Genomic DNA, 26608 nt, shown 5'->3' on the forward strand with positions numbered 1-26608 from the left:
CTTGGGCCGCTCGATCGACGACCGGAGGCCGTGGTGGTTGTTGCTGTTCCTGTCCTTTCCAGGAGCCTTCGGGGTGCTGCGGTCCGTGCCGCAGCGGCCTTCGCCGGTGGTGCGCTGGTCGCGTCCTCGGTACTGGGCCCTGCTGTCCCCGCTGTCGCGTCGGCGGCGGACCTGCCGGCACCCTCCGGTATCACGGTGGGCGGCCAGGCCTGCGAGGCGGAGCCGGTTACCGTCGTCCGCGACCGGCAGGGCTCCGACGAGCTGCCGTTCACCGCCGAGCTCGACGCAGGGGTCAGGCGCGTCACGGTGACCGCTCTCGACTCCCTCGGCAACACCGCCGCCAGCTGGTTCTTTGAGGCGTACGACCAGGCCGTGCAGGGGTCGCTCCGGGCGGACGCCCTCACCGACAACGCCGTCAACACCCTGCGGGTCAGCGTGCTGGCCGACGACGGGACGAGCGGCCCGGCGGCAGAGTGCACGTTCCTGCTGCGCCGTGGTCCCATCGCCGAGCTGTCGATCGTCCCGGTGCTCGGCGCCGAGACCGTCTACACCCCCTGGTCCGCGCGAGGAGGCGTGGACGTGGCCGGTGCGTTCGCGGTCGTCGCTCCTCAGTCGCCGGACACCGTCGCCTTCGCGTACGGCTACGCCGCGGAGGACACCGCGGAGCCTGCGGTCTGGACGAACGTGCCCGCGACGGAGCACGCCGTGATCCCGTTCGTCCCGACAGCCACGGGAGAACAGGTGATCAAGGTGGCCGAGGTCGATGAGACGGGTCTCGTGGGCAAGGTGACCAACCGGGAGGTCATCGTCGCGCGCCCGGATCGCGCCCAGGCGGTCCCGCCTGCGGTCACCGCGCGGAAGCTCGCGGACACCGACCCGGTCGACGACCTGGTCACGGTCCGGCTCACCCTCACGAACGATCTTGTGGCGCCGGCAGGTGAGGCGACGCTGTACGACGGCGACACCGAGGTCGGCCGGACCACGTTCGACGCCCGCGTCAAGGACGTACCGGTGCGGCCGAGCCAGGTCGGCCCCGGCCACCGCGATCTTCGTGTCGAGTACGTGCAGTTCGCCGGGGCGCCCACCGTCACGAGCACGCTGCGGGTCTGCCTCGTCTCGTGTCCGTTCACAGGTGGGTCGGTCGTGGTCAAGTCGATCATGTCGGTCGGCAACTCCCACCCCAGCTACAACAGCTCCTACTCGGCGTGGGTCGACGGCTTCAGCCCGAACCCGTCGTCGTACGCGTACCAGTGGCTGCGCGACGGTGCGGCCATCAAGGGCGCGACGAGCAACCAGTACCTGAGCTCGCCGGCGGACGTCGGACGCAGCATCTCCGTACGAGCCACGGCACTGGGGCCCACCATGAGCCCCCGCTCCGTCACGTCGACGCCGTTCACGGTCCGGCCACGGGACACGATGCACGTCAGCTATGGGCTCAGCGGTGTCGGCAGCCCCTGGGAGAGCAACTACTGCTACTGCCAGGCCATTGACGGCCGAAGTGCCGGCATCGCAGGCAGCGGATGGGCGGCGCAGGCTCTGGTCGCCCGCCCGTACTCGGAGTCATACATGACGAGCCCGGTGCCCTCGACCAGCACCGAGTCGCCGGCTGCCTTCTGGTTCGAGTCCGAGGGCTATGTCCAGGGCCGCGGATGGGTCGGCTCCAAGGCCAGGTCGAACATGTACTACGTCGGCAGCATCGGGGAGAAGCGTCGGCTCGAGGCCATCCGGATCTCGCCTGGCGGGCCGCACGCGTCGTTCTACGACGTCTGGTACCGCGTGTACGTGCCGAAGTTCGGCTGGCTGGGCTGGGCGAAGAACGGGGAGGCCGCGGGTACGACGGGGTACGCCTACCGCATCGAGGACGTCCAGATCCGTGTGCTGCCCAGGGGCAAGACACCCACGGCTACAACGACCGGCAACGCGTCCTTCTACGACAAGACGACCCAGAACCAGGTGGAGGTGCAGCCCTACCTGCGGCCGGCGGGCTGGAAGCCGATCGTTCGCGGTGGGGCGACCGCTGGGTACACCAGCACCTCGCAGCGCCTCAACGCCGTGAGCATCGACGTGAACGGCCGGGAGTACTCGGGCGGTGTCCAGGTGTCGGCCAAGGTCGAGGGCTCCGGCTGGCGGCCCTACGTGAGCGACGACAGGGTCTCGGGCACGTACCACCGCACCAACCGCACCTCCGCCTACCGGATGCGGCTCACCGGCGAGATGGCCAAGCGGTACGACCTCTACTACCGCGTCCACGTGGCCGGCACCGGCTGGCTCGGCTGGGCGAGGAACAACGGGCGCGCCGGCACGGAGTCGTACAAGTACCGCAACACGGCGGTCCAGGTGGTGCTCGTCAAGAAGGGCGAGCGGCCGCTGATGAGCGCCTATGGCCGGGCGGCCTACAGGGGCTGAAGCGGGCCAAGCGGGCCGGTGCCGGGCGGCGGTCCCGCCCGGCACCGCGAGGGGTCTCACCACCCGCCCGGCGCCAGCACCTTCCGGATCCGCTTCTCGCTGACCGGACCGTCCGTGCCGAGCTGCTGCGCGAACAGCGACACCCGCAGCTCCTCCAGCATCCAGCGCACCTCGGCCAGCTCGGTGGCGCGGGCGGCGTCCGGCGACCCCGCCGCGTACGTCGCCTGCGCCTTCTCGTACGCCGACGTCACGTCGCCGATCCGCCACGCGAGGTCGGCGTCGCGCCCGGGGTTCTCCGCCGCCTTGGTCAGGCGGTGGGAGTCCGCGCGCAGGTAGCGCGCCAGGTGCGGCAGCCGCCGCGGCGGCGTCGCCGACACGAACCCGTCGTGGATCAGGGACGTGCGGTGCTCGCGGATGTCCTGCAGCGTGTTGAGCAGCGCCAGGCTGCCCGACGCGCGGACCTCCGCCTCGAGCGTGCGGCTCGCCGACAGCGCGGCGACCACGTGCCCGACGACGCGGTGCACCTCGTCCTCCAGGTGCTTCCGGACGAACGCGAGCGCGTCGGCGTAGTCAGCCGCCGACCGCACGGCCGCCGCGTCCGGCCCGCCCGGCGGCGTGTCGTAGCGCGCCTCGTCGGCCGGTGACGTCAGGGAGACGACGGCGGCGAGCTGCAGGTCCGCCACCAGCGCCTCTGTGCTGGGGTACGGCGACGCCGCGAGCGTCAGCGACTGCGTGCCGGTCCACCGCGACGTGATCCGCCCGGTCCCGAGCGCCGTCTCCGACAGCAGCAGGCGGCGCACGCCGGCGGCGTGCGCGGCGGCCTGGGCCGTCTCGTCCGCCAGGATCCGGAGCGCGACGCCGACGGTGCGCGCCTGCCCCTTCACCTTCGGGGCGGTCTCCTCGACCAGCGCGGGGAAGCCCCGCACCACGACCCCGGCGCCCACGTCGGTCGACACCGACTCCGGCAGCACCCCGCCGTCGGGCAGCCCGGCGGGCCACCCGGTCAGCCCGGTCTGCTCCCCGACGACGGCGCCGGCGCTCGTGCCGCTCCCGGCCGGGGCCGAGGCACGCGCGCCGACCGCGGCCGGCGACGCGGCGCCCGGCGCGGGCGCTTTCGCTCCCGGGGCCACGGACGCGGGGCCCCCGGCCACGGCGCCCCCGGCACCAGCGGCGGCCTGGGCCTCAGCCAGCGCGGCGCCGACGGCCCCGCGCACCGCCGACCGCACGGCGGCCTCCGCGCGCGACGCGAGCTTGCGCTGCAGCAGCACCAGGTCCTTGGACTCGTCCAGCACCACGGACGAGGCGTTCCGGCCCCGCCCGCGCTCCTCGATCACGCGGAACGTGACGCGCAGGTGCCCTGGCAGCCGGGAGACCCGCTCGTCGTCCCACACCTCGGCGGGCACGACGACGTCGCGCAGCGCGCGGACCGCCCTGGTGAACGCCGACGTGTAGGGCTCGGCCATGTCGCCCGCCCGGGCGATGTCTTCCCAGGCCGGAGCTTCGGCGCGCAGCCAGGCCACGACCTCGCGGGCGACGTCGGGCGCCGGTACGAGCTCTCGCCGCACCGCCTTGGGCAGCGACTTGATGGTCGCGACGGTCAGCTCCTCGAGGAGCCCGGGCACCATCCAGTCGAACCCGTCCGGCACCACGCGCGCGAGCACGGCCACGGGGACGTGCACGGTGACGCCGTCGGCGTCGGAGCCGGGCTGGAACTGGTAGGTGAGCGGCAGGGAGAGCTCGCCCTGGGGCCAGGTCTCGGGGAACTCGGCGGTGTCCACGGAGGCGTCGCCGACCAGCTGCTCCATGGTGAAGGTGAGCAGGTCGGGCGTCTCCTTGCGGGCCCGCGACCACCAGCGGTCGAAGTGCGCCGCGGACACCACGGTCTCGGGCACGCGCTCGTCGTAGAAGGCGAAGAGGTCGTCCTCGTCCGCCACCAGGCCGCGCCGCCGGGAGCGAGCCTCCAGCTCGCCGGCCTCCTCCAGGAGGGCACGGTTGTCGTGGAAGAACCGGTGGTGCGTGGTCCACTCGCCCTGCACGAGCGCGTGCCGCACGAACATCTCGCGGGCCGCCTCGGGGTCCACCTTCGCGTAGAGCACGCGGCGGTCGGACACGATCGGCACGCCGTACAGCAGCACCTTCTCCGTGCACATCGCGGCGCCCTGCTTGGTGGACCAGTGCGGTTCCGAGTAGGTGCGCTTCGCGAGCGGCCCGGCCAGGTCCTCGGCCCACTCGGGCTGGATGCGCGCGACATCGCGGGCCCACAGCCGGCTGGTCTCGACCAGCTCGCCCGCCATGATCCACACCGGCGGCTTCTTGGACAGCGGCGAGCCCGGGAAGATCGCGAACCGCGCTCCACGTGCGCCGATGTACTCGTTGCGGGCCTGCTTCTTAGCGCGCTTCAGCGCGATCTCGCGCTGGGCCCCACGCAGGTGCGCGACGGCGGACGCCTTGACCTCGCCGGTGTCCTGCATCCCCATCTGGGAGAGCAGCCCGGAAAGCAGCGACCGGTGAATCGTGTCGTCGTCCCAGACCTGCCGAAATGAAGGTGACGCAGCGTCGTCGCCCTCCGCCGGACCGGACCCAGCGCCGTCGGACCGACGCCGCGGCTGGAACGACATCTCGATGCCCAGCGGCTTGGCCATCTCGCGGAGCTGCGCCACGACGTCCTGCCACTCGCGGATCCGCAGGAAGTTCAGGTACTCCGCCTTGCACTGCCGCCGGAAGGCCGAGCTGGAGAGCAGTCGCTGCTGCTCCCGCACGTACTCCCAGAGGTTCAGGTACGTCAGGAAGTCGGAGCGCGGGTCGGCGAACCGGGCGTGCTGCTGGTCGGCCTGCGCGCGCTGCTCGGCGGGGCGCTCGCGCGGGTCCTGGATCGACAGCGCGGCCGCGACGATCGCCACCTCGCGGGCGACACCGTGCCGCGAGCCCTCGATGACCATGCGCGCCAGGCGCGGGTCCATCGGCAGCTGCGCGAGCGTGCGGCCCACCTCGGTGAGCTGCGTGACGCCGTCGACCTCCTCCAGCGCGCCGAGCTCGGTCAGGAGCTGCACGCCGTCGCGGATCGCGCGCGTGTCCGGCGGCTCGACGAAGGGGAAGCGGGCGACGTCGTCGGGCGTGCTGACCACGCCCACCGAGATCATCTGCAGCAGTACCGACGCCAAGGAGGTGCGCAGGATCTCGGGCTCGGTGAACTCGGGCCGCCCGTCGAAGTCCTCCTCCGAGTAGAGGCGGATCGCGATGCCGTCAGCGACGCGGCCGGAGCGGCCGCTGCGCTGGTTGGCCGAGGCCTGCGAGACCGGCTCGATGGGCAGCCGCTGCACCTTGGTCTGCTTGGAGTAGCGGCTGATGCGGGCGGTGCCCGGGTCCACCACGTAGTGGATGCCCGGCACGGTCAGCGAAGTCTCGGCGACGTTCGTGGCCAGCACGATGCGCCGCGACGCGTGCTGCTGGAAGACGCGGTGCTGCTCCGCGCTCGACAGCCGCGCGTACAGCGGCAGGATCTCGACGTGCTGCGGGTGCTTCGGGTCGCGCGCACGTTCCTTGAGATGGCCGGCGAGTCCGTCGGCGGCGTCGTGGATCTCGCGCTCGCCGGACAGGAACACGAGGATGTCGCCGCTGCCCTCCCGCATCAGCTCGTCGCAGGCCTCGATGATGCCGGTGACGAGGTCCTTCTCCTCGTCACCACGGGCCTTGCCCTTCTTCCTGGGGCCGCCCTGGTCGCGGGCCGACGGCGTCCGCCCGCCCTCCGTACCTGGCTCGCCCTCGTCCGGCGAGAGCGGCCGGTACCGGATCTCGACCGGGAACGTTCGGCCGGACACCTCGACGATCGGGGCCAGGTCCGGGAGCACGTCGGTGACGTACTCGGGCGCCCCGCCCCGCTGCGCCAGGGCCGCGGGGGAGAAGTGGGCCGCGAACCGCTCCGAGTCGATCGTGGCCGACGTGATGATCAGCTTGAGGTCGGGCCGTTGCGGCAGCAGCCGCGACAGGTACCCGAGCAGGAAGTCGATGTTGAGGGACCGCTCGTGCGCCTCGTCGATGATGATCGTGTCGTAGGCCAGGAGCTGCGGGTCGCGCTGGATCTGGGCGAGCAGGATGCCGTCGGTCATGACCTTGACCAGCGTCTCGTCGCTGGACTGGTCGGTGAACCGCACCTGGTAGCCGACGACGCCGCCGAGCTGGGTGCCGAGCTCCTCGGCGATGCGCTCCGCGACGGTGCGCGCGGCGAGGCGGCGGGGCTGCGTGTGGCCGATCTGGCCCTCGCGACCGCGTCCCAGCTCGAGCGCGATCTTGGGGATCTGCGTCGTCTTGCCGGAGCCGGTCTCGCCCGCCACGATCACGACCTGGTGGTCCCGGATCGCCGCGGCGATGTCCTCGCGCCGGGCGGAGACGGGCAGCTGGGCCGGATAGGTGATGTCCGGCAGCTCGACGGCGGCCCGCTTGGCCGCCGCGGCCGCGAGCTGTTCCGCGGAGACGCGCTGCGGCCCGGATCGCCGCGGACGGCGGTTCTGGTTGCCGGCGCGCCTGCCCGAGCCACGGCGGTGGTTCCGGCCTCCGCCCGCGCGACCGCGATCGCCGTCGGACACAGGGGTGGAAGAAGGCTCGGTACTCACAACCCCTCATTCTCCCAGGAACGGCAAGATGATTTGCCGCGGGGTCCGACGGGGCCCGCCCACGTGTCAGACGCACAGGTCACGGGGGTGATCCGTGCGTCTGACACGGGGTACTAGCCGGCCTCGGCCGCGTTCATCAGGTCCAGCACGCCGTGCTGGCAGCCGTGGCCCGTCGCGGGCCGCACCAGCGGCCCGGCCCAGTGCGGCCCGTACATGCCGAGCGAGTCCCGGTTGTTGGCCCACGCGGCGTCGGCCTGCCGGTCGAGGTACGCGCTGTACGGACGGTCGCCCAGGGCCACGTTGAGCTTGCCCAGCCCGCGCACGTAGGCCCCCTTGAACGACGCGCCGTCGCTGTTGCAGTCGTCGCCCTCGTTCACCTCGCGGAGGATCCCACCGGGGTTGAGGTAGGTCGAGCCGGTCGAGGCATCGGCCAGGTCGCGGGCGGTCTCCAGCAGCGCCACGTCGCCGGTGGCCCGGTGCAGCTCGGCCAGCGCCCCGAGGATCACGCCCTGGTTGTACGTCCAGGTGGGCTGGCCGTTGTTGGCACACGAGTCGTTCAGCCCGTCGTTGACCAGGTTGCCCGAGTTGATCATGCCGCTGTCCCGGAACCACTCCCACCCCTCCTGCGCCCGCTGACGGTAGGTGGTGTCGCCCGGGATCCGGTTGTGCAGCGCCGCGTTGAGCTGCACGTACAGCTCGTTGGTGATCGCGTTCTTGTACGCGATGCCCGTGTTCCACTGCACGCCGCCGCCGCACTTGTCGGTCCAGTAGGCGCGCATGTGGTCGGCGTCGGCCCGGGCGGTGCTCAGGTAGCGGCTGTCCCCGGTCAGGTCATAGGCGGCGATCCAGGCCAGGCCCCACCAGCCCGTGTCGTCCAGGTACTCGTTGCGGAACTGGCCGTCGCGCGAGCCCACGTTCTTGTCGTAGGTCTGCGCGATCGCGTACCGGTAGCTGCCCATGCCGCTGATCCGGGCGTTGTCGATGACGGCGGTCAGCGCGTTGGCCCCCGTCCACCAGCCGTTGGTCTCGAACAGGCCGGTGTCGCGGTCCCACAGCATCATCAGCGCGGTGGCGGCCGCCGTCGAGCGGCTGCCCGCGTTGCGGTCGTTGCGCGCCCAGCCGGTGCACGCGATCTCGGCACGGTCGCCCGCCTTGCCGCAGGCCCGCAGCGCGCCGACGCCGGTGTTGTTCCAGTCGTCCACGTTGTACATCTGGGTGCGCCAGCCGGTGGAGCCCGCCGGGATCGTCGTGGCGCCCAGCCGGCTGCCCGACGCCCACGTCCGGCCGCCGTCGAACGAGCGGTCCAGCCAGACCTCGTCGCCGGGCTGTCCGCCGTCGATCGAGCCCCAGCCCATGACATCGGGGTCGGACACGTGCAGCCGGATCGTGCGGCCGTGGACCGTGGTACTCACCGGCACCCGGTCGCCCACCGCGGCCCCGGGGTCCCGGGCGTCGCAGTAGATGTCGCAGATCTCGGCCAGGGCGGCGGCCCGCGTCCCGGTCCCGCCGGGTCCGGCGGTGGCCTCCGGTCCGGCGGCGCTCGCGCCGGCCGGCGCCGCGCCCGCCGGCGGGGCGGGGGTGAGCGGTACCGCCACCAGGCACATGGCGGCCAGCGCGGCGGCGAGGCCGAGGGCAGGCCGCCCGGACCGCCGGCCGGGGTGTCTCCTGAAGCGTCGGTGCGTGCGGTGCGAGGGCGTGTCTGACAGCGTTGTCATCGGTTCTCCCTGTGCTCGTACTGTCGTCCGTCGGTGGAGAGCTGAGCAGTGCGAACGCGGCCCGCAGGGCCGCGGCCCGACCAGACTCACCGGTCCACGCGGATCCGTCAACAGCCGCACGGGTCCGCCGCGGGACCGGTGCGTGGCCTGCGCAGGTGGCCCCTGCCGGCGGCGACATGGGGATCGCTCCCCATGTCGCCTCCGGCAGTGGCCGCCTAGGCTGCCGAAAATCCCTGTGACGTGCGGGGATGCCGGAAAGGGAGCTGGATGGCCGAGCAGCTGAGGGTCGATGCCGACGCGCCAGGGCGCACGCCATGAGCCCGGAGACGATCGCGCGTTCCGTACGACGGCTCACCGCCGCGGGCGTCGGCTGGCCGACGACGCGCCGGGTCGCCATCACGGTGCGCCTCGCGGGACTCGCCGACGTGATCGCGCTCGGCGACGCCGTGGTCGAGGGGCCGACGGCGGCCCGCGACGCCGTCGGGCACGTGCTGCGCACCGCGGGCCGGGAGGCCGACCCGGCCGCTGCCCTGCGTGAGATCGCCAGGATCCATCGGATCCTCGCGGTGCTCGACCGGCTCGAACCGGAGCCGGCGGAGGGGCGGCCGACAGGGCAGCCGGCGGTGCCGCCTGCCGGGACGCCCGCACCCGTCGACACCGCCGCCCAGGCCGAGACGGTCGCGGTGGACAGCCCGGTGGGGTCCCGGCCGCTGCCGGTCCGTCAGGTGGGCCCCGCCCGCCCGGACCCGGCGGCAGGACCGGCCGGCCATGCCGACGACGCGGGCGAGGGTCCGGCGTGAACCTGCTCGAGCTCGTCGACCTGTGCGAGAGCCGGATCGACGGGCTGAGCCGCAGGCGCCAGGGCTTCGAGCACCTGGACGTCCCGGAGTACGTCGAGATCCTGACCGAGGACCTGCGCGCGGTGTCGTCCGACTGGGACACCGCCGTAGGCCACCTGCCCGGCGGGAGCCCGGCGGAGGTGCGGGGGAGGGCGCGCGCCGTCCGCGACGCCGCCACGGGGCTGCGCACCATGCGCGGCGTGCTCCGCGGACCCGGCGCGTCCATGCCGGGCACGCGGAGCCTCGACGCCCTGGCCGACACGTTCGACGACTACGCGACCGCCCTCGAGTCCGGCCAGGCGCGGCACACGTCCGGCGTCGCGCGCCTGCGCGTGGCCCGGCACGGGGGCACCCGGCTCGCCTCGGTCGGCGGCACGGCCCCGCCCGAGGAGGTCGACGCCGTCTCACGGGCCGCGATCGGCGTCGTGGACGCCGCCTGCGCCGGGTACGCCGCCTGCCGGGACGCCTACCAGGCCGTGCTCGACGCCGAGGAGACGCTGCGCCGCGCGCTCGCCCGGCTGTCGGACGTCCAGTTGCCGGCCGCCCAGGTCGGCGAGGTGACCTGAGCGCCCGACAGCGGGATCAGTACGAGCAGCTGTCCAGCAGCGGCTGCAGCGCGGCCTTCTCGGCCGCGTCCACGCTCAGGCCCCAGCGCGACTTCGTGTGGATCCACATCTTCGAGTAGGCACAGCGCTTGCTCGCCAGCGGCGGTACCCACTCGGCGGGGTCCTTGTCGCTCTTCGAGCTGTTCACCTCGGCCGTGACCGCGATGAGCTGCGGCCCGGTGAGGTCGTTCGCGAAGTCCTGCCGCCGCGCCGTCGTCCACCCGTCGGCGCCCGAGCGCCAGGCCTCGGCCAGGGCAACGACGTGGTCGATCGAGATGTCCGCGGGCGCCGTGCGGGTCTGGCCGTCGTACTCGCTGTACCAGCTGCCCGACGTCGGGTAGCAGTCGCTGCCCACCTCCACGCCGTCGCCGTCGCGGCGCAGGACGGTCTCGCGGGTGGTGCAGCCGTCGACCGTGATCCAGTGTGGGAAGAGGTTCCGGTCGTACGGCGCTGACTCGCTCTCCGCACGGACCTGGAGGGCGTCGAGCTCGGACTGCGCCGCCGGCTTCGACGGGAGCCCGGGCGGGTAGGCGCTCGCGGACTGGGGATGCACCACCGTCAGGAGCGCGACGAGCGTCAGCGCCAGGGCCGACGCGACGAGATGGCGGGCGGGGTGGCCGCGCCGGGAGTCTCGCTGGGCGACGAGCTGCGACATGGGACAGACCTTCCTCGAGACCGACCTGGGCCCGTTCATGGTCGAGGCGTCCGGTGACGCCCGAATGACCACCATGTGTAGGTTAGCGAAATTTCACCCGTTCTGACCGAGTAGTGAGACATGGGTGGGCCGCGGCTGCCCGGGCAGCACGCAGAAGGTCCGCCCCACCCGGCGGTCCGGCACGGGTCTGGGGTGAGACCGTGCGGGAGGGCTCGGGGAGGCGGACCTCGGCAGGTGTGCGGGGCGACTCAGACGGCGCCGGCGGTCAGCAGGCCGAAGTAGTAGCCGATGCCGACCAGGATCAGGGCGCCGACGGTCTCGACGATGGCGAGCGCGAGGCCCCACCTGGCGAGCCACAGGTCGAAGCCCTCCTTGCCGGCGCGGGCGACCGCGATGGCGTTCAGCACGACGCCGATGATCGGGAGCGCGGCGAGGAAGAAGGTGACGAGGCTGAAGACCGTGGTCTGCGGATCCTCTTCCTCCGCCGCGGCGACGGCGGGAGCGGGCGCGGCGACGGCGGCCGCGGCGGCCGGTGCGGCGACCTCGGTCGAGGTGGCGGCTGCGGGGGCCGCTGCCGCGGCGGCGGGAGCGGCCTCGGTGGCGGGCTCGGAAGCGGGGGCCTCGGTCTCTGCCTTCGCCTCGGACGTCGCCGGCGCCTCGGCGGGCTCGGTCTCCACGACCTCGGTGGCAGCCGTGGCCGCGTTCTCTTCGGTCGCGGCCTCGGGGGTCGTGGTGTCGGGCGTGGTCATGGTGGTAGTGCTCCCCTGGTTGGCAGGTAGTCGGAAATGTCAGGCCATATTGTGGAGTATCCGATTGGTTCTGGATAGGGCACCGACATCAGGCCTTGGAACGACAGAGGCCGCCGCCCCGCAGGAGCGACAGCCTCTGTGCTGCGTGGTGCTGTCGGGCGCGCGTGCCGCCCGGTGCGCGCTACCTCAGGTCAGGCGCCGCTGCCGGCCGGCAGCGAGAGCGCCGCGACGACACCGAGTGCGACGAAGATCAGGTACAGCACGGTGAAGATGATCGAGAGGGCCAGACCCCACTTCGCGAGCTTGCTGTCGATGCCCGTCTTACCGGCCTTCGACACAGCGATCGCCGAGAGGATGATCCCGATCGGGGGCGCGACGAACGCGAGGACGAAGCCGACGATCGCGACGACGTTCGCCTGCGGGTCCTGCACGGTGCCCTCGACTGCGGGTGCGTTGGGAGTCTCGGTCATGGGGGGACTTCCTTTCACGGCCGTGCTTCCGGCCGCTCGGTTGCGGGCGCGGTGCGCCCGTACGGACCCGGGTCAGTGTGAAGCATCCGAGATGCACCAGGAAGACTTCATTGCGTTGTACGCCCGAATCGTTACTCTTGTCGATCGTGGGGCGTCGCCGACGCCTGGCGTGCGCCGTCCGCTGCCTCCGGGCGGGGCGGTTCACCTGGGCGCCGATAATTACTCCACCCGAGTTCACCAGATCGTGATACTGCTGTGTAAGGATCCGAAACGGCATGCGCCGCGCTCCAGCAGGCGGCGCACCGACCGAGGGGGAGACGCGTGAACCAGGCGAAGTCGCTCGTTCCACACGTACCCCGGACCGGCCTGCGCAGGTATCTCCGGCGGGCCTGGACCGGCGCCGTCGCGACCGCGATCGCCGCGGGCGTGCTGGTCACGGCGGCGGCGAGCGTTCCCGGTACGCAGGTCGCCCGCGACGGCGACGACCTGCCGATCCGGCTCTACGGCCTGCTCCAGAGCGTCACGGTGGGCGAGACCGAGACGGCCCCGCAGGGCGTCACGCTCACCCAGATCGTCGCGGTGCTCGAGCGCGCGGAGCAGGAGGCGCAGGAGCAGGGTCCCGCCTTCAGCCCCACCGTGGCGCAGGCTGCCGCCGAGCTCGGCATGCTCTACACGACCTACCAGATGCAGCAGCTCGCGTTCGGCGAGAACAACGAGGGCCTGCGCGTCGAGGACGCGCCGGCGCGCGGCACGGGGCCGGACGCGGACGGTCCGGGCTCCGGCTCCGGCTCCGGCTCCGACCAGGAGAGCGCCGACCAGGGAGACTCCGGCCAGGACGAGCCCGGCCAGGACGAGCCCGGCCAGGACGAGCCCGGCCAGGACGAGCCCGGCCAGGACGAGACCAGGACGCCGTCCGACGACGACACCCCGCCCGCCGTCCAGGTGTCGAACGAGCGCACCTCGGTGATCGACCCGGCGGAGGACGACCCGCACGCTGGTTATGTCACCTACGACGAGGTGGTCATCGCCGCCGTCCGGCTGGCGAACATGCTGGACCCGTCGGTGCCGAACGCGCTGGTGGAGGTCGAAGGGCTCGGCGGGCTCGGCGGGCTCGGAGGCCGGGCGGGTGTCTCCCTCCGCGAGAGCCTGCTCGACGTCGTCTCCGCGTTCGGCGGCTCCACGCTGGGCTACGCGAACGGCCGCATCCCGACCGACGTGCTGTGCCCGCTGAGCTTCGCCCCCGGCCACATGCTGCGCTGCGACGCCGCGGAGCGCTTCACGGCGCTCAACGTGGAGTTCGAGAAGAAGTTCGGCTACCCGATCCCGATCACCGACTCCTACCGCTCCTACGAGCTGCAGGTCGCGGTGGCGAAGACCAAGCCGCACCTGGCGGCGGTCCCCGGTACGTCGAACCACGGCTGGGGCCTCGCCGTGGACCTCGGCAACCCGATCGCGGGCGGCGCCTCCGACGAGTACGTCTGGCTGCGGCTGCACGGGCCGGACTACGGCTGGGACAACCCGTCCTGGGCCCGCCTCGGCGGTGCCAAGCCCGAGCCGTGGCACTTCGAGTTCTTCGCGGCGGGATCGATCCCGAACCGCGCGATCGATCCGTCCGACGTCGGCACCTGGACGCCGTCCGACTCGGCGACCCCGCGCTACAAGCCGTCGCCCGACCCGAAGCCGAGCGGTGGGAGCAGCGCCGGGAAGCCCGCGAAGCCGTCGGACGAGCCGGGGGCCAACCCGCCGTCGCAGAAGCCGCCGAAGCCGACGCCCAAGCCCACGCCGAGCGACCCGAAGCCGACGGAGCCCAAGCCGACGGACCCGACGACGAAGCCCACGCCGACGCCTACTCCTACCCCGACGCCGGACCCGAGCGACGATCCGGAGCCGAGCCCGACGCCGTCCGAGCCCTCGCCGTCGCCGTCACCGTCCGACCCGGTGGAAGAACCTGACCCGGACCCGTCCACCGACCCCGACTGCGAGGTCGACCCGGCCGGGTCGAGCGAGACGACCGAGCAGAGGGCCGTCGAGGAGAACGCGACCGAGGAGGAGGCCGGCGACGGGACCGACACGGACTGCTGTGCGGACGCGGTCGATCCGGCCGACGACACCGGCTCCGAGACCGATCCGACGACCTGCCCGGACGAGGACCCGGAGGGCACGGCCGGCGTGACGTCGTCCAGCCCGCTCGGTGTCCTCTCGAAGTCGTCGACGGTGGTCCGGGCGAGCCGCCGGCCCCGCCGGCCGGAGCTGGACTGACGGATGACGGCGGAGCGGACCTCGGGCGGCCTGGCCGCGGACGAGCCGGCCTCGGGCGATCAGGCCCCGGCCGGTGACCCCCGGCGGTTCCTGCGCTCCGGCCGGCTGGAGGCCCTGCCGCGCCGCTGGCGGGACAAGGTCGCGGTGACGCGGTACCTGGCAGCCCAGGCGCTCCCCACACTGCTGGAGCCGGTGACCGAGCGGGAGCTGACGGACCGGCTGCGCGAGCTCTCCTACGACCCGGCGGGTACCCGGCGTGCAATGGTTGACCACGGACTGGTGCAGCGCACGCGCGACGGGGCCGAGTACTGGCGCACCGAGCGCACCGAGTACGACGCCTGAGGGAGCGCCGCACAGGAGATACCTTGACCATATTGCGAGACAACGAAGACTCGCGTTTTCAGGATAGGAAATTCCATGAGTGAAGAACGAGCTGTCGCGGCGCTCGAGGCGGCGGGCATCCCGTTCGAGATCACCCGGCACGGTCAGGTCGCGAGCCTCGCCGAGGCGGCCGCCGCACGCGGGGTGGAGCCCGCGAAGCTGATCAAGACGATCGTCGTGCGTCGTGCCGACGACGACTTCCTGTTCGTCCTGGTCCCCGGCGACCGGCAGATCTCGTGGCCCAAGCTGCGGGCGCTGCTGGGCGTCTCGCGGCTGTCGATGCCGAGCAAGGAGGTGGCTTTCGAGGTCACGGGCTATGAGCGGGGAACCATCACCCCGTTCGGGTCGTTCCACAGGTGGCCCGTCGTCGCGGACTCCCGGCTCGGTGAGCCGGGTCCCGTGTCGATCGGCGGAGGTGCCCACGGTGTGGGTGCCACGCTCGATGCCGTCGACCTCACGTCGGCGCTCGGAGCCACGATCGCGGACGTGACCGACCCCGTCTGAGCAGCGTCCCGGACGGGCCCGCACCATGCGGAAGGTGGTAGTTCTCCTCCGTGCAACGCGACCGTAACGCCTGGGGGGTGGACGTAAGCCCGGTGTCGGGTGAACACTCGCCCTAGGCAATTCTTGCCCTAGCGGGGCAAGGGGTGGTCAGACAGCACCAAGAAGTGTCCAAGTTGACGATTACGTCAGTTGTGCAGAAGCAAGTGTCAACGAAGTCGAGGCCCGACCAATGCAGGACGGAGCGAATGACCCCATGGACCCTCTCCCGTCAGACTCAGCGCAGGACATGGTTCCCGGACGCGTGGGATCCGGAATCTCCTGCCGGAACACCTACGAGGGCACGGTGCTGACCCTCTGGGGTGACATCGACGCGCTGCTGCGCGAGAACGCGAGCGAGGCGATGGCCACGCTCGCAGCACGACCCGACCCCGATCCCGTCATCGTCGACGCCCGGGACGTCACGTTCATCGACTCCTCCGGGGTCGCCTTCATCCTCCAGGTGTTCGTGCTCGGTGAGGAGACGGGATCGCCCGTCCAGCTCCGGGAGCCGTCCGCCGTGGTCATGGAGGTCCTGGACATGGTCGGTATCAGCCAGCGCATCCCCGTGGTGCGCAGCGCCGGCGCCAGCGCCTGAGTCCTACCGCAGCACCACACCGAAGCACCACGTGAACGGCCGCGTCCGTACGGGCGTGGGAGTGGCACCCTGGTCCGGTGAAGAACTGGGCAGCGAACCTCACGTACTCCTCCGCGCGCACCGAGCGCCCCCGGACCCTCGCGGAGCTTGCCGGCATCGTCGCCGGCGAGCCCCGCGTCCGGGCCCTCGGCTCACGCCACTCGTTCTCGGACGTCGCCGACACCACGGGCGTGCACGTCCAGCTCGACCTCCTCGACGACGGCCGGCCGGCCCTCGAGGTCGACGCGGCCACGGGTGTGGCCTCGGTCCGCGCCGGACTGCGCTACGGCGACGTCGTCGCCGGGCTGCACGCCCACGGCCGCGCCTTGACCGCCATGGCCTCCCTGCCGCACATCTCCGTGGCCGGCGCCGTCGCCACCGGCACCCACGGCTCAGGTGACGGTACGCGCTCGCTCGCGGGCGACGTCGTCGGGCTGGAGCTGGTGACCGCGTCCGGGGAGACGCTGACCCTGCGCCGCGGCGACGCCGACTTCCCCGGCGTCGTGGTGGCGCTCGGCGCGCTCGGCGTCGTGACGCGCGTCGAGCTGGCCACGGTGCCGACGTTCGACGTGCGGCAGGACGTGTTCACGGGTCTGTCCTGGGACGCCCTGGTCGAGAACCTCGACGCCGTCATGGGCAGCGCGTACTCGGTCAGCGTCTTCACCAGCTGGTTCGAGCCCGACGTCCGCATGGTCTGGTGCAAGTCCCGGGTGGACGACGGCGTGGGCGCCGCCCCCGCGCTGCTGACCGAGCTGGGCGCCGCCCCCGCGACCGGGGCGATGCACCCGCTGCCCGATGTCGCCGCCGTCGCCTGCACGGAGCAGGGCGGGGTGCCCGGCCCGTGGTTCGAGCGCCTGCCGCACTTCCGGCTCGACTTCACGCCGTCGCTGGGGGAGGAGCTCCAGTCGGAGTACCTGCTCCCGCGCGCCGCGGGGCCCGACGCCGTCCGCGCCGTGCGGGCACTCGGCGACCGGCTCGGCCCGCTGCTGCTCACGTCCGAGATCCGCACGGTCGCCGGCGACGACCTGTGGCTCAGCACGGCGCCCGGCGACAGCCTCGCGCTGCACTTCACGTGGAAGCAGGACTGGCCGGCCGTGCGGGACGCGCTGCCGGAGCTGGAGGCGGCGCTGCTGCCCCTGGGCGCGCGGCCGCACTGGGGCAAGCTGTTCACCGTCCCGGTGACGGACCTTCCGGGCCTGTACCCGCGGTTCGACGACTTCGCCGCGCTGGCGGACCGGCTCGACCCCACGGGCACGTTCCGGGGCGGCTACGTGTCGGAGCTGCTGGAGCGCTGAGCTGTTGGCCTGCGAGGTCAGGGTGCTCCGGATGAAATGTTGCCCGGAGCGCCTGATTTCGCACTCGGGCGATCTATCCCGCAGGATCATGGGATGAGCGACGCGCAGAGCACGACCGCGAAGCCCGAGAAGCGTGAGGAGTTCAGCGGGCAGCTGGGCTTCATCCTGTCTGCCATCGGTTCGGCCGTCGGGCTCGGGAACATCTGGCGGTTTCCCGGGGTGGCCTACGAGAACGGCGGGGGCGCGTTCCTCGTGCCCTACCTGATCGCACTGTTGACGGCGGGCATCCCGATCCTCTTCCTGGACTACGCGATCGGGCACCGGTACCGCGGGGCCGCTCCGCTCGCGTTCCGCCGGGTCAAGCGCTGGCTGGAGGGTCTGGGCTGGTTCCAGGTGGCCATCTGCTTCGCCATCGCCGTCTACTACGCGGTGATCATCGCCTGGGCCCTCAGCTTCTTCGTGTACTCCTTCGACCTGCGCTGGGGCGACGACACCGCGGCGTTCTTCACGGGCACGTACCTCCAGCTGGCGGACGTCGGCGGCGCCGATCCGTGGATCACGCTCGACTTCGTGCCTGCGGTGCTGATCCCGCTGGTCCTGGTGTGGGTCGCGACGATCGTCGTGCTCGCGGCCGGTGTCGCGAGGGGCCTGGAGAAGGTCAACTTCGTGTTCATGCCCCTGCTGCTGCTGGCGTTCGGCACGCTCGTGATCCGGGCCCTGTTCCTCCCGGGTGCCGCCGACGGGCTCAACGCGCTGTTCACGCCGGACTGGGGTGCCATGGCCGACCCGAACGTGTGGATCGCCGCCTACAGCCAGATCTTCTTCTCGCTGTCGATCGCGTTCGGCATCATGATCACGTACGCCTCCTACCGGAAGCGCCGGGCGAACCTGACGTCGCCCGGGTTCGTGGTCGCGTTCGCCAACTCCGGGTTCGAGGTGTTCGCGGGCATCGGCGTGTTCGCCGCGCTCGGCTTCCTCGCCCACGAGCAAGGCGTCGCCGTCGCCGAGCTGGAGGGCATCAGCGGCCCCATCCTCGCCTTCGTGACCTTCCCCGCGCTCGTCTCCCAGATGCCGGCCGGTGGGCTCTTCGGGGCCCTGTTCTTCGGTTCGCTCGTGATGGCCGGCTTCACGTCGCTGCTGTCGATCCTGCAGGTCGTGTCAGCCTCCTTCCAGGAGAAGTTCGGCTGGAACCGGACCCAGGCGTCCCTCCGGATCGGGGTGGTCGCCGCAGCGCTCTCGGTGACGGCGTTCTCCACCACCACGGGGCTGATCGCGCTGGACACCGTGGACCAGTGGGCCAACAACATCGGCGTCGTGGCCTCGGCGGTGGCGACCACCGTGGTCATCGGCTGGGTGCTGCGTCGCACCGAGGAGATGCGGTTCCACCTGAACGCCGTGTCGACCATCCCGGTGGGGCGGTGGTGGAACTTCTGCATCGTGGTGCTCGGCCCCGTCGTGCTGACGTCCATGCTGGTCTCGCGCATCGTGACCCTGGTGCAGGAGGGTTACGAGGGCTACGCCGCGTGGTACCTGAACGTCATGGGCTGGGGCGTCGTCGCACTGTTCCTCGTCGCGGCGCTCGTGCTCACCCGGATGCGGTGGCGCGTCGAGCCCGACCGTTTCGATACCTGGCCGACGTTCGGAGGTAAGTCATGAGCGGCACAGCCGTCACCCTGCTGGTCGTCGCGCTCGTCGTCGTGTGGGGCGGCCTGGCGGTGAGCATCGCGGCCCTCGTCAGGCGGCCGGAGCGGACCAGCTACCCGCACGGGTGGGAGCACGAGGGCGGTCCGGAGGACCGGCCCGACGAGCCGGTCGAGCACGACACCTGATCCGGCCGGCGCTCGGCGACCCCCGCGACGGACAATTTCGCCGGACAGGTCGGTTTGGCGTCTTCGCAGGTCAGCCACGGTGCGCAGGGCGAAATGTACCAGAAACATGCCCTTCATCACAGTGTGACAATGGTCTCTAAGTTGCGGGTTTACGCCAGCGACCAGTCACGGTTGGGTGAGACTCGAGTCGAGGCGCCACGTGCGCCGTCGGGTTCTCTGCTCCCCTGATGACAGAGATCTGTCGGGTCGCCGGGGCCTCGCGAGACGTTCAAAAACCCGACCAGGAGACCCCTGATGCGCAGGCTTCCCGCCCTGACCGCCACGGCCGTACTCGCCGTGGCCACCCTCGCCCTGACCGCGTGCACCGACGCGTCGCAGCAGCCCGCAGGCTCTGACGGAGCGTCCGACGAGGCCAGCGCCGAGGCGTCGTTCGACCCCTCGACCGTCGAGGCCGACGAGGAGATCGCCGCGCTGCTCCCCCAGGAGATCGCGGACAAGGGCACGCTGACCGTGGGGTCCGACACCGCCTACGCGCCGGCCGAGTTCATCGACGCCGACGGCAAGACGCCGGTCGGGTTCGACATCGACACCATCACCGCCGTCGCCGCTGTGCTCGGCCTCGACGTCGAGGTCCAGTCGGCGGCGTTCGACGGGATCATCCCCGCCATCGGCTCCAAGTACGACGCGGGCATCTCGGCGTTCACCATCACGGACGAGCGGACCGCCGAGGCCAACATGATCAGCTACGCCGTGGCCGGCTCGCAGTACGGCGTCGCGGCGGGCAACCCCGAGGACTTCGACCCCGAGAGCCTCTGCGGCACCACCATCGGCGTGCAGACCTCGACCATCCAGGACGACGAGCTCACCGCGGCCACCGAGCAGTGCGAGAAGGACGGCGAGGAGCCGATCGACGTCGTGCGCTACGAGTCGCAGGCCGACGTCACCACCAACCTCGTGGGCGGCAAGCTCCAGGCCATGTACGCCGACTCGCCGATCACGGCCTACGCCGTCGAGCAGACCTCCGGCGAGGTCGAGACCGTCGGCGACATCCTGGACGCGGCGCCGTACGGCATCGTGGTCTCGCAGGACGACCAGGACCTGACCGACGCCGTGCAGGCCGCGGTCCAGAAGCTCATCGACGACGGCACGCTCGAGCAGGTCTTCGCGGCCTGGGGCAGCGCCGACGCCGTCGTGGACAAGGCCGAGCTGAACCCGGCCGAGTGACCCGACCGCCGAGTGCACGGCGCCCGCGGTCCGCACCACGTGCGACTGCGGGTACCGTGCACTCAGCTTTTCCAGGAGTCATCTCACGCAAGGTTCGAGGAAAGGACAGGCTGACGTGACGACGCAGACGTCGCCGTCGGGCAGCGACCCGGTGCCCAACCGGATCCACGCGCGGCCCGTGCCCCGGCCCGGCCGCCTCGTCGCGGCAGTGGCCGTGCTCGTGCTGGCCGCCATGGCGGCCAACGCACTGATCACGAACGAGAACTTCCGCTGGGACGTGGTCTGGCTCTACCTGCGGGACATCGTGGTCATCCGCGGTGTCATGTGGACCCTGGTCCTCACGTTCGGCTCCATGGCGATCGCCGTCGTGCTCGCCGTCGCGCTCGCGATGATGCGCCGGTCGGACAACCCGGTCATGCGCTCGGTGAGCTGGGCCTGGATCTGGTTCTTCCGTGGCACGCCGATCTACACGCAGCTCATCTTCTGGGGCCTGCTCGCCGTGCTGTACCCGCGGCTGTCGCTGGGCATCCCGTTCGGGCCGGAGTTCTTCTCGTTCCGCACCGACGAGGTGCTCACCGCGTTCTGGCTGGCGCTGTTCGGCCTCGCGTTCAACGAGTCGGCCTACCTGGCCGAGATCGTGCGCGCCGGCCTGACGTCCGTGGACCCGGGGCAGACCGAGGCCGCCAAGGCGCTCGGCATGAAGGACGGCAAGATCATGCGCCGCGTGGTCCTGCCCCAGGCCATGCGCGTGATCGTGCCGCCGACGGGCAACGAGACCATCTCGATGCTCAAGACCACCTCCCTGGTGGTCGCCGTGCCGCTCACGTTCGAGCTGACCTACGCCACCAGCGCGATCGGCAACCGCACCTTCCTGCCCATCCCGCTGCTGGTCATCGCGGCGCTCTGGTACCTGCTCATCACCTCGATCCTGATGGTGGGCCAGCACTACCTGGAGCAGTACTACGGGCGCGGGTTCGGGACGAGCACGCGGCGTCGCGGCCGGGGCAAGGGCCCGGCCGGTGGCAAGCAGGCGGCGATCGCCGCGGCCGGGACCGTGCAGCAGGACGTGAACAAGGACGTGACACCATGAGCGCCCCCACCGATGCCCCGGCCGTCCCGGCCGGCTCGACGGACATGGTGTCCGTCCGCGCCGTGCACAAGGTCTTCGGCCACGGGCACGACGCCGTGCATGTGCTCAAGGGCGTGGACCTCGACGTCCCGCGCGGCTCGGTCACGGTGATCCTCGGCCCGTCGGGCTCCGGCAAGTCCACCCTCCTGCGCTGCATCAACGAGCTGGAGGAGATCACCGGCGGCTCCGTCGTCGTGGGCGGCGACCTGATGGGCTACCGCAAGGACGACAAGGGGATCCTGCACCGGCTGCACCCCAAGGTGGTCGCGCGGCAGCGCTCGCGGATCGGCATGGTGTTCCAGCGCTTCCACCTGTTCCCGCACATGACGGCGCTCGAGAACATCATGGAAGCGCCCGTGCAGGTGCGGGGGCTGGCCAAGAAGGCGGCCAGGCAGCGCGCGCTGGAGCTCATCGAGCGCGTGGGGCTGTCCGACCGGACCGACCACTACCCGGCCCAGCTCTCGGGCGGCCAGCAGCAGCGTGTCGCCATCGCTCGGGCGCTCGCCATGGATCCCGAGCTCATGCTGTTCGACGAGCCGACGTCGGCACTGGACCCCGAGCTCGTCGGCGAGGTGCTCTCCGTGATGCAGGACCTCGCGCGGTCCGGCATGACGATGATCGTCGTGACCCACGAGATCGGGTTCGCCCGCGAGGTCGCCGACCACGTCGTGTTCATGGACGACGGCGTCATCGTCGAGTCCGGCCCGCCCGGCAGGGTGCTGGACGACCCGCAGGAGCAGCGCACCAAGGACTTCCTGGCGCACGTGCTCTGACCTCGGGAGACGCAGGTCACACGGGCCCGTCGAGGAACCGCTCCGACAAGAGCGCAACCTCGGCGGGCCCGCCCTGCGTCTAAGGTGCATGACGCAGACGAGGCGGCGCGCGGCGCGCCGCGAACCCACGCCGGGGCAGGTCACCGGCCACGCCTCCGGGCGGTGTACCGGATGAGCGAGGTGGCGGTGAGCCTGGAACCGGAGCGGGGCACCGGCGAGATCCCGGTGGTGCGCAGCGGCCAGGACCCGGTCGCGGACTTCACGGCGTTCGCGCAGGCCAACACCCCGGCGCTGTACCGGATCGCGTATCTGCTGAGCGGCGACGAGCACCGCGCCAAGGACCTGGTGCAGCTCGCGCTGGAGCGCACGTTCAAGGCCTGGAAGAAGGTGGCCGACGGCGACCCGTTCGCCTACGCGCGCCGCGTCCTGTCCACGGCCCGGATCGACACCTGGCGCCGTACCCGCCGGGAGGTGCTCACCGACGAACCGGTGCTCGGCCTGCGCGAGACGAGCACCCCGGCGTCGGACGCCGAGCTGGCCGAGCGGGACCGGCTGGTCCGCGCCCTCCTGGCACTCACCGTCAAGCAGCGGCGGGTGGTGGTGCTGCGCTACCTGCTCGACCGGTCCGAGGCCGACACGGCCGCGGAGCTGGGCATCTCCACCGGGACGGTCAAGTCCACCGCCTCACGGGCGCTGGAGCGCCTGCGCACCCTCGTGGTGCCCGCCGGCGAAGGGAGCCGATCATGAACGTGCACGACATCCACGCCAAGAAGGACGCCGCGCTGCTGGCCGGCATGAGGGCGACCGGATCGGCGATCAGGCCGCCTGCCGACCTCGACGCCACCGCGATGGCGACGCGCGCCGTGCGCAACGTGCGCCGGCGCCGGGTCGTGGCCACGGCGACCGCCTGCGTGGCCGCGGTGGTGCTCGCCGGGGCGGGCATCGGCGCGGCCGGGGCGTTCTACGCCGACCAGCAGCAGCCTCTGCCCGGCACGGTGAAGACCACGGCCAAGGGGGCTCCGTCCACCGAGCCGTCGTCCACGAGCCCGACGGCTGACCTCGCCGACGAGCCCACCGAGTACCTGGAGACCGGCGGCGGCACGCTGCCGGTGCTGCCGGGTGTCGAGCACGGCGTGGTCGAGGGAGCGGGGGCTGCGCCCTACATCCTCGGCGGGCTCTGGTACGAGGTCCCGGCCGGGGGCTGGACCGCCGTCGGCGACGTCAACGCGGGCGGCGTGGCCGGCTGGCTCGCCCCGGACCACCCGGAGGCGGACGGCCTCGGCGAGACCGGGACCATCGACGACATGGACGCCACGATCGAGCTGCGCAACGTGTTCGACGTCGCGGGCTGGACCGCACCGGCGAAGGACTCGGGCGCGACGACGATCGACATCGACGGCGCAGACCTCGTCGTCATCGAACAGCACGAGCGGGAGGGCAAGGTCCGGCCCGCCACCATCACGGTCCGCAGCGGCGACGAGGGCTGGATCATCGACACCCGGTTCGCGGCGACCGAGCAGGGCGACAAGATGTTCCGCGACTTCGTCGGGAACCTCTGGCTGAAGGAGGCGGGCGAGCCCGACTGGTACCTGCCGGAGTTCTCGGCCCCGGTGCTCGACGCCCTCGAGCGCGGGATCCCGGCCGACTGGGTGCGGACCGAGCACAACGGCCTGACGTTCGCGGTCCCGGAGGGCTGGACCTCGGCGGAGACCGACGGCGAGTTCTCCCCGGGCGTGGAGTGGACCGGGACGACGGTCACGCACGTGGATCCCGGCATCGACCAGGAGACGCTGAACCTGTGGACCGACGCCACCGCCGAGGAGAAGGCGCGTGCCGCCGAGGACACGGACGTGTTCGAGCGGGTCTACGTCCAGGGTGGCAAGCCCGGCGGAAACTGGTGGACGCCGTCCGGCACCCCGGGGTCCAGGATGATCGACGTCCCCGGCGCCGACTACGCCGAGGTGATCCCGAGCGCGCACAACGTCGACGGGGAGACCGACTACTACTGGGTCGACCTCTTCATCCACCAGGAGGACCGGGGCGAGAACCTGTTCCTGGTGGTCGAGTTCGACGGCGGCGAGCAGGGCCTGCGGGATCTCCACACGTTCCTGGGGACCCTGGACTTCCGCCGCTGACGGCGCTCGGCGAAGCACGTGTCGGACGTGCGGGCCACCCCCGTGGCCCGGGTGTCCGGCACGTGCTTCGTGGTTCCGGGAAATTTCTCTGAACCAATATGGAACCTTCGTCCCGGTCGGGCCGTGTTCCGTTCGTGACAGTCACGAGTCCGCGCGTTCGAGCGCCAGAGTCCCGGGCCCAGAGGCCCGTGGTCCTGCGCGTCGTGCGTGCCGACTCCAGCTCTGCGGACGACCTGGAGACCGTGACAACCCAGCAGAACACCCCAGACTCCCCATCCACCACGACACCGAAGTCAGACTCCGTCTCCCCGACCCGGCCGCTCACGGTGGTGCGAGGTGGGGACCGGGATGACGTAACCTCGCTGCCCGTGCGTACCGACCGGCCCAGGGCCACTCATGCGCGCAGGACCGCCCAGATCTCGAAGAACGAAGAGTTCACGGCGTTCATGCGAGAGGCCAAGGATCCGCTGCACCGGATGGCCTTCCTCCTCAGCGGCGACGCCCACCGCGCCGAGGAGCTCACGCAGCAGACCTTCGAGCGCTGCTACCGGCACTGGCACAAGGCCCGGCAGGGCGACCCGCTGGTGTACGCGCGGCGTGTGCTGGCGAACCTGCGCATCGACGCCTGGCGCCGCACGCGGCGCGAGGTGCTGACCGGGCCCGACGAGCTGCCGCAGGAGGACACCCGCGCGGCGCGCCCCTCGACCCGGATGCCCACGCGCACCGTGGACGACCGCGACACCGTCGTGCGCGCCCTCCTGCGCCTCCCGCTCAAGCAGCGCCGGGTCGTGGTGCTGCGCCACCTGCTCGACCTGTCGGAGTCCGAGGTCTCCAGCGAGCTCGGCATCCCCCTCGGCACCGTCAAGTCCACTGCCTCGCGCGGCCTCGCCCACCTGCGCGCGATCCTCGATCTCGATTCTCTGGGCGGAACGCGATGAACACGAACCTCTCCCACGGCGCTCCTGACGACGACTTCGTCGTCCGGCTCCGCGAGTCGGCGCACGCGGCCGTGCCCGAGTCGACGCTCGACCTGGACGGCGTCCTGCGGTCGAGCCGGCGCAAGCACACCGCTCGGCGGGCCGGCGTCTCGCTGGCGTCGACGCTCGTGCTGGCCACGGCGGGTGCCGGAGTGGCGGGCGCGCTCCCGGGGATCCCGGGGCTCTGGAGCAGCGCCCCGGTAGAGGTCACGCCCCTCGGTACGCCCGAGCCGATGGCCACGGTCGACGTCGAGCCCGCGCCGTCGCCCACCGACCTCCCGACGCCGGACCCGGCCACGGAGCTCGCGGACCTTGCGCCCGGAGTGACCTCGGTGGCGCAGCCGGCGGCCTACCGGGTGGACGCGAACACCGCCGTACTCGACCTCGGTCTCCCTGCGGGGAACGGCGACCGCTACCTGGCGGTCGTCACCCTGGCGAAGATCGACGGCCGGCACAGCGCAACCGACCTGGAGGTCCTGGCGGGCGGCGACACCGCCCTGCAGAACCTCCGCGCGGGGAACCTCGGCGGAACCCTGCTCTGGCGCGGCGTCACCTCCGACGCGATGGTCCTGCCGTCCGACGGCGGACCGGCCCTCGTGTTCGGCTTCTCCTCCGGTGCGAAGGAGGGGGACCAGTTCCTGGTCTTCGACGACCCGCAGACCGATGGTGCCGCGGACGCGCAGGGGGCGTCCGCGGCACCGGGGTCCGGGGCCGGTGCCGAGAAGGGCGCACCCGAGGCGGGCGCGTCGCTGCGGGTCACGCCGTTCGACGTGCTCGGCGACGGCAGCGTGTGGATGCGCGTGCTGCAGGTGGACCGGTCGACGGCGGAGCCGCGCGGCTTCGTCTACGCGAGCAGGAACACCTGGAGCGCCTCCTGGTGCCGCAGCACCTCACCGGAGTGCGCCGTCATCCACGACGTCGCCGGGAAGTCCGTGGACACGCCCCAGGCCGCCGAGCCCGCGCCGATGGTCGCGGAGCTCGCGCCGATGCTGGTCGACGACCCGCAGGCGAACGAGGTGCCCGCGATGGAGACCTGCGTCGCGCAGCGCACGGGTACCGACTGGACGGCTCCGGCCGGGCTCACCGGCAAGGCGTTCTGGCGTGCGCCCCAGGGTGTCGACGGCGACGTCTGGCGGCTCTGCCTCATCGACATGAGTGAGGCGCTGCAGCTCGCCGCGACGGGTGAGGTCCGGCCCGACGGCGGCGTGTCGCCCGCCCCGGCTCCGAGCGAGGAGCCGACTCAAGCTCCCGAGAACGAGGATCCCCTCGGTCTCGGTGAACTCCTGGAGGGACTCTTCGGGGGTTAGGACTTCCCGGTCCGCGTCTCGTCTGGGGAGATGGCGTGGGCCGGGAACAACCGAGCGGGCCGAGACAGAATCT

22 protein-coding genes are annotated in these 26608 nt (G+C 71.9%); 17 read left to right on the forward strand and 5 right to left on the reverse strand.

What is annotated here, in order from left to right; genetic code table 11:
- The first annotated feature begins 195 nt into the window (after positions 1-195).
- Complete coding sequence (locus ACH47X_RS10335; RefSeq protein ID WP_397403874.1) at positions 196-2406, forward strand: hypothetical protein; 2211 nt, start codon at positions 196-198, stop codon at positions 2404-2406.
- 56 nt (positions 2407-2462) lie between these two features.
- Here the strand turns inward: ACH47X_RS10335 and hrpA are convergent, their stop codons facing one another.
- The gene (gene hrpA, locus ACH47X_RS10340; RefSeq protein WP_397403876.1) at positions 2463-7016 is read right to left on the reverse strand and encodes an ATP-dependent RNA helicase HrpA; all 4554 of its coding nucleotides are present in this window, start codon (positions 7014-7016) and stop codon (positions 2463-2465) included.
- A 113-nt stretch (positions 7017-7129) separates the two neighbouring features.
- On the reverse strand, positions 7130-8731 hold the full coding sequence (locus tag ACH47X_RS10345; RefSeq protein ID WP_397403878.1) for a glycoside hydrolase family 76 protein: 1602 nt from the start codon (positions 8729-8731) through the stop codon (positions 7130-7132).
- 314 nt (positions 8732-9045) lie between these two features.
- On the opposite strand from ACH47X_RS10345, the gene ACH47X_RS10350 reads away from it, so the two are divergent.
- On the forward strand, positions 9046-9531 hold the full coding sequence (locus tag ACH47X_RS10350; protein ID WP_397403880.1) for a hypothetical protein: 486 nt from the start codon (positions 9046-9048) through the stop codon (positions 9529-9531).
- Positions 9528-10136, forward strand: a complete 609-nt coding sequence (locus ACH47X_RS10355; RefSeq protein WP_397403882.1) for a hypothetical protein — start codon at positions 9528-9530, stop codon at positions 10134-10136. Before ACH47X_RS10350 ends, ACH47X_RS10355 begins: the two co-directional genes overlap by 4 nt.
- 16 nt (positions 10137-10152) lie before the next feature.
- On the opposite strand, the gene ACH47X_RS10360 is transcribed toward ACH47X_RS10355, so the two are convergent.
- The 3 genes from ACH47X_RS10360 to ACH47X_RS10370 form a co-directional block, all read right to left on the reverse strand.
- Positions 10153-10830, reverse strand: coding sequence for an HNH endonuclease family protein (locus tag ACH47X_RS10360; protein WP_397403884.1), 678 nt, complete (start codon positions 10828-10830; stop codon positions 10153-10155).
- A 248-nt stretch (positions 10831-11078) separates the two neighbouring features.
- Positions 11079-11579, reverse strand: coding sequence for a hypothetical protein (locus ACH47X_RS10365; protein ID WP_397403886.1), 501 nt, complete (start codon positions 11577-11579; stop codon positions 11079-11081).
- Positions 11580-11770: 191 nt separating this feature from the next.
- The gene (locus ACH47X_RS10370) at positions 11771-12049 is read right to left on the reverse strand and encodes a hypothetical protein (protein ID WP_036971049.1); all 279 of its coding nucleotides are present in this window, start codon (positions 12047-12049) and stop codon (positions 11771-11773) included.
- Between the two features lie 1248 nt (positions 12050-13297).
- Here ACH47X_RS10370 and ACH47X_RS10375 point away from each other — a divergent pair.
- The 14 genes from ACH47X_RS10375 (at position 13298) to ACH47X_RS10440 (ending at position 26535) form a co-directional block, all read left to right on the forward strand.
- Positions 13298-14308 (forward strand): M15 family metallopeptidase, encoded by a 1011-nt coding sequence (locus ACH47X_RS10375; RefSeq protein ID WP_397404027.1) that lies wholly within the window; start codon positions 13298-13300, stop codon positions 14306-14308.
- A gap of 3 nt (positions 14309-14311) precedes the next feature.
- Positions 14312-14650 carry a DUF2087 domain-containing protein gene (locus ACH47X_RS10380; RefSeq protein WP_397403889.1) on the forward strand — a complete coding sequence of 113 codons (339 nt, stop codon included), beginning with the start codon at positions 14312-14314 and terminating at the stop codon, positions 14648-14650.
- Positions 14651-14725: 75 nt separating this feature from the next.
- Positions 14726-15193 (forward strand): aminoacyl-tRNA deacylase, encoded by a 468-nt coding sequence (locus ACH47X_RS10385; protein WP_397403891.1) that lies wholly within the window; start codon positions 14726-14728, stop codon positions 15191-15193.
- Positions 15194-15494: 301 nt separating this feature from the next.
- Positions 15495-15827, forward strand: a complete 333-nt coding sequence (locus ACH47X_RS10390; protein ID WP_397403893.1) for an STAS domain-containing protein — start codon at positions 15495-15497, stop codon at positions 15825-15827.
- 77 nt (positions 15828-15904) lie between these two features.
- Positions 15905-17161, forward strand: coding sequence for a D-arabinono-1,4-lactone oxidase (locus tag ACH47X_RS10395; protein WP_397403895.1), 1257 nt, complete (start codon positions 15905-15907; stop codon positions 17159-17161).
- Positions 17162-17254: 93 nt separating this feature from the next.
- On the forward strand, positions 17255-18817 hold the full coding sequence (locus ACH47X_RS10400; RefSeq protein WP_397403897.1) for a sodium-dependent transporter: 1563 nt from the start codon (positions 17255-17257) through the stop codon (positions 18815-18817).
- Positions 18814-18990, forward strand: a complete 177-nt coding sequence (locus ACH47X_RS10405) for a methionine/alanine import family NSS transporter small subunit (RefSeq protein WP_084800759.1) — start codon at positions 18814-18816, stop codon at positions 18988-18990. The genes ACH47X_RS10400 and ACH47X_RS10405 overlap by 4 nt, the downstream gene beginning before the upstream one ends.
- A gap of 294 nt (positions 18991-19284) precedes the next feature.
- Positions 19285-20214 (forward strand): ABC transporter substrate-binding protein, encoded by a 930-nt coding sequence (locus tag ACH47X_RS10410; RefSeq protein ID WP_397403900.1) that lies wholly within the window; start codon positions 19285-19287, stop codon positions 20212-20214.
- Between the two features lie 115 nt (positions 20215-20329).
- Entirely contained in the window at positions 20330-21304 is a 975-nt protein-coding gene (locus tag ACH47X_RS10415) for an amino acid ABC transporter permease (protein ID WP_036971031.1), read from the forward strand.
- Positions 21301-22116, forward strand: a complete 816-nt coding sequence (locus ACH47X_RS10420) for an amino acid ABC transporter ATP-binding protein (protein WP_397403902.1) — start codon at positions 21301-21303, stop codon at positions 22114-22116. Before ACH47X_RS10415 ends, ACH47X_RS10420 begins: the two co-directional genes overlap by 4 nt.
- Positions 22117-22287: 171 nt before the next feature.
- Positions 22288-22863 (forward strand): SigE family RNA polymerase sigma factor, encoded by a 576-nt coding sequence (locus tag ACH47X_RS10425; RefSeq protein ID WP_036971148.1) that lies wholly within the window; start codon positions 22288-22290, stop codon positions 22861-22863.
- Positions 22860-24251, forward strand: a complete 1392-nt coding sequence (locus ACH47X_RS10430) for a hypothetical protein (RefSeq protein WP_397403905.1) — start codon at positions 22860-22862, stop codon at positions 24249-24251. Before ACH47X_RS10425 ends, ACH47X_RS10430 begins: the two co-directional genes overlap by 4 nt.
- Before the next feature lie 368 nt (positions 24252-24619).
- Entirely contained in the window at positions 24620-25189 is a 570-nt protein-coding gene (locus ACH47X_RS10435; RefSeq protein WP_397403907.1) for a SigE family RNA polymerase sigma factor, read from the forward strand.
- Entirely contained in the window at positions 25186-26535 is a 1350-nt protein-coding gene (locus ACH47X_RS10440; protein WP_397403909.1) for a hypothetical protein, read from the forward strand. The genes ACH47X_RS10435 and ACH47X_RS10440 overlap by 4 nt, the downstream gene beginning before the upstream one ends.
- The last annotated feature ends 73 nt before the right edge of the window (positions 26536-26608 follow it).

Origin of the sequence: Promicromonospora kroppenstedtii, from assembly GCF_044389675.1 — a bacterium.
Taxonomy (GTDB): Bacteria; Actinomycetota; Actinomycetes; order Actinomycetales; family Cellulomonadaceae; genus Promicromonospora; species Promicromonospora kroppenstedtii.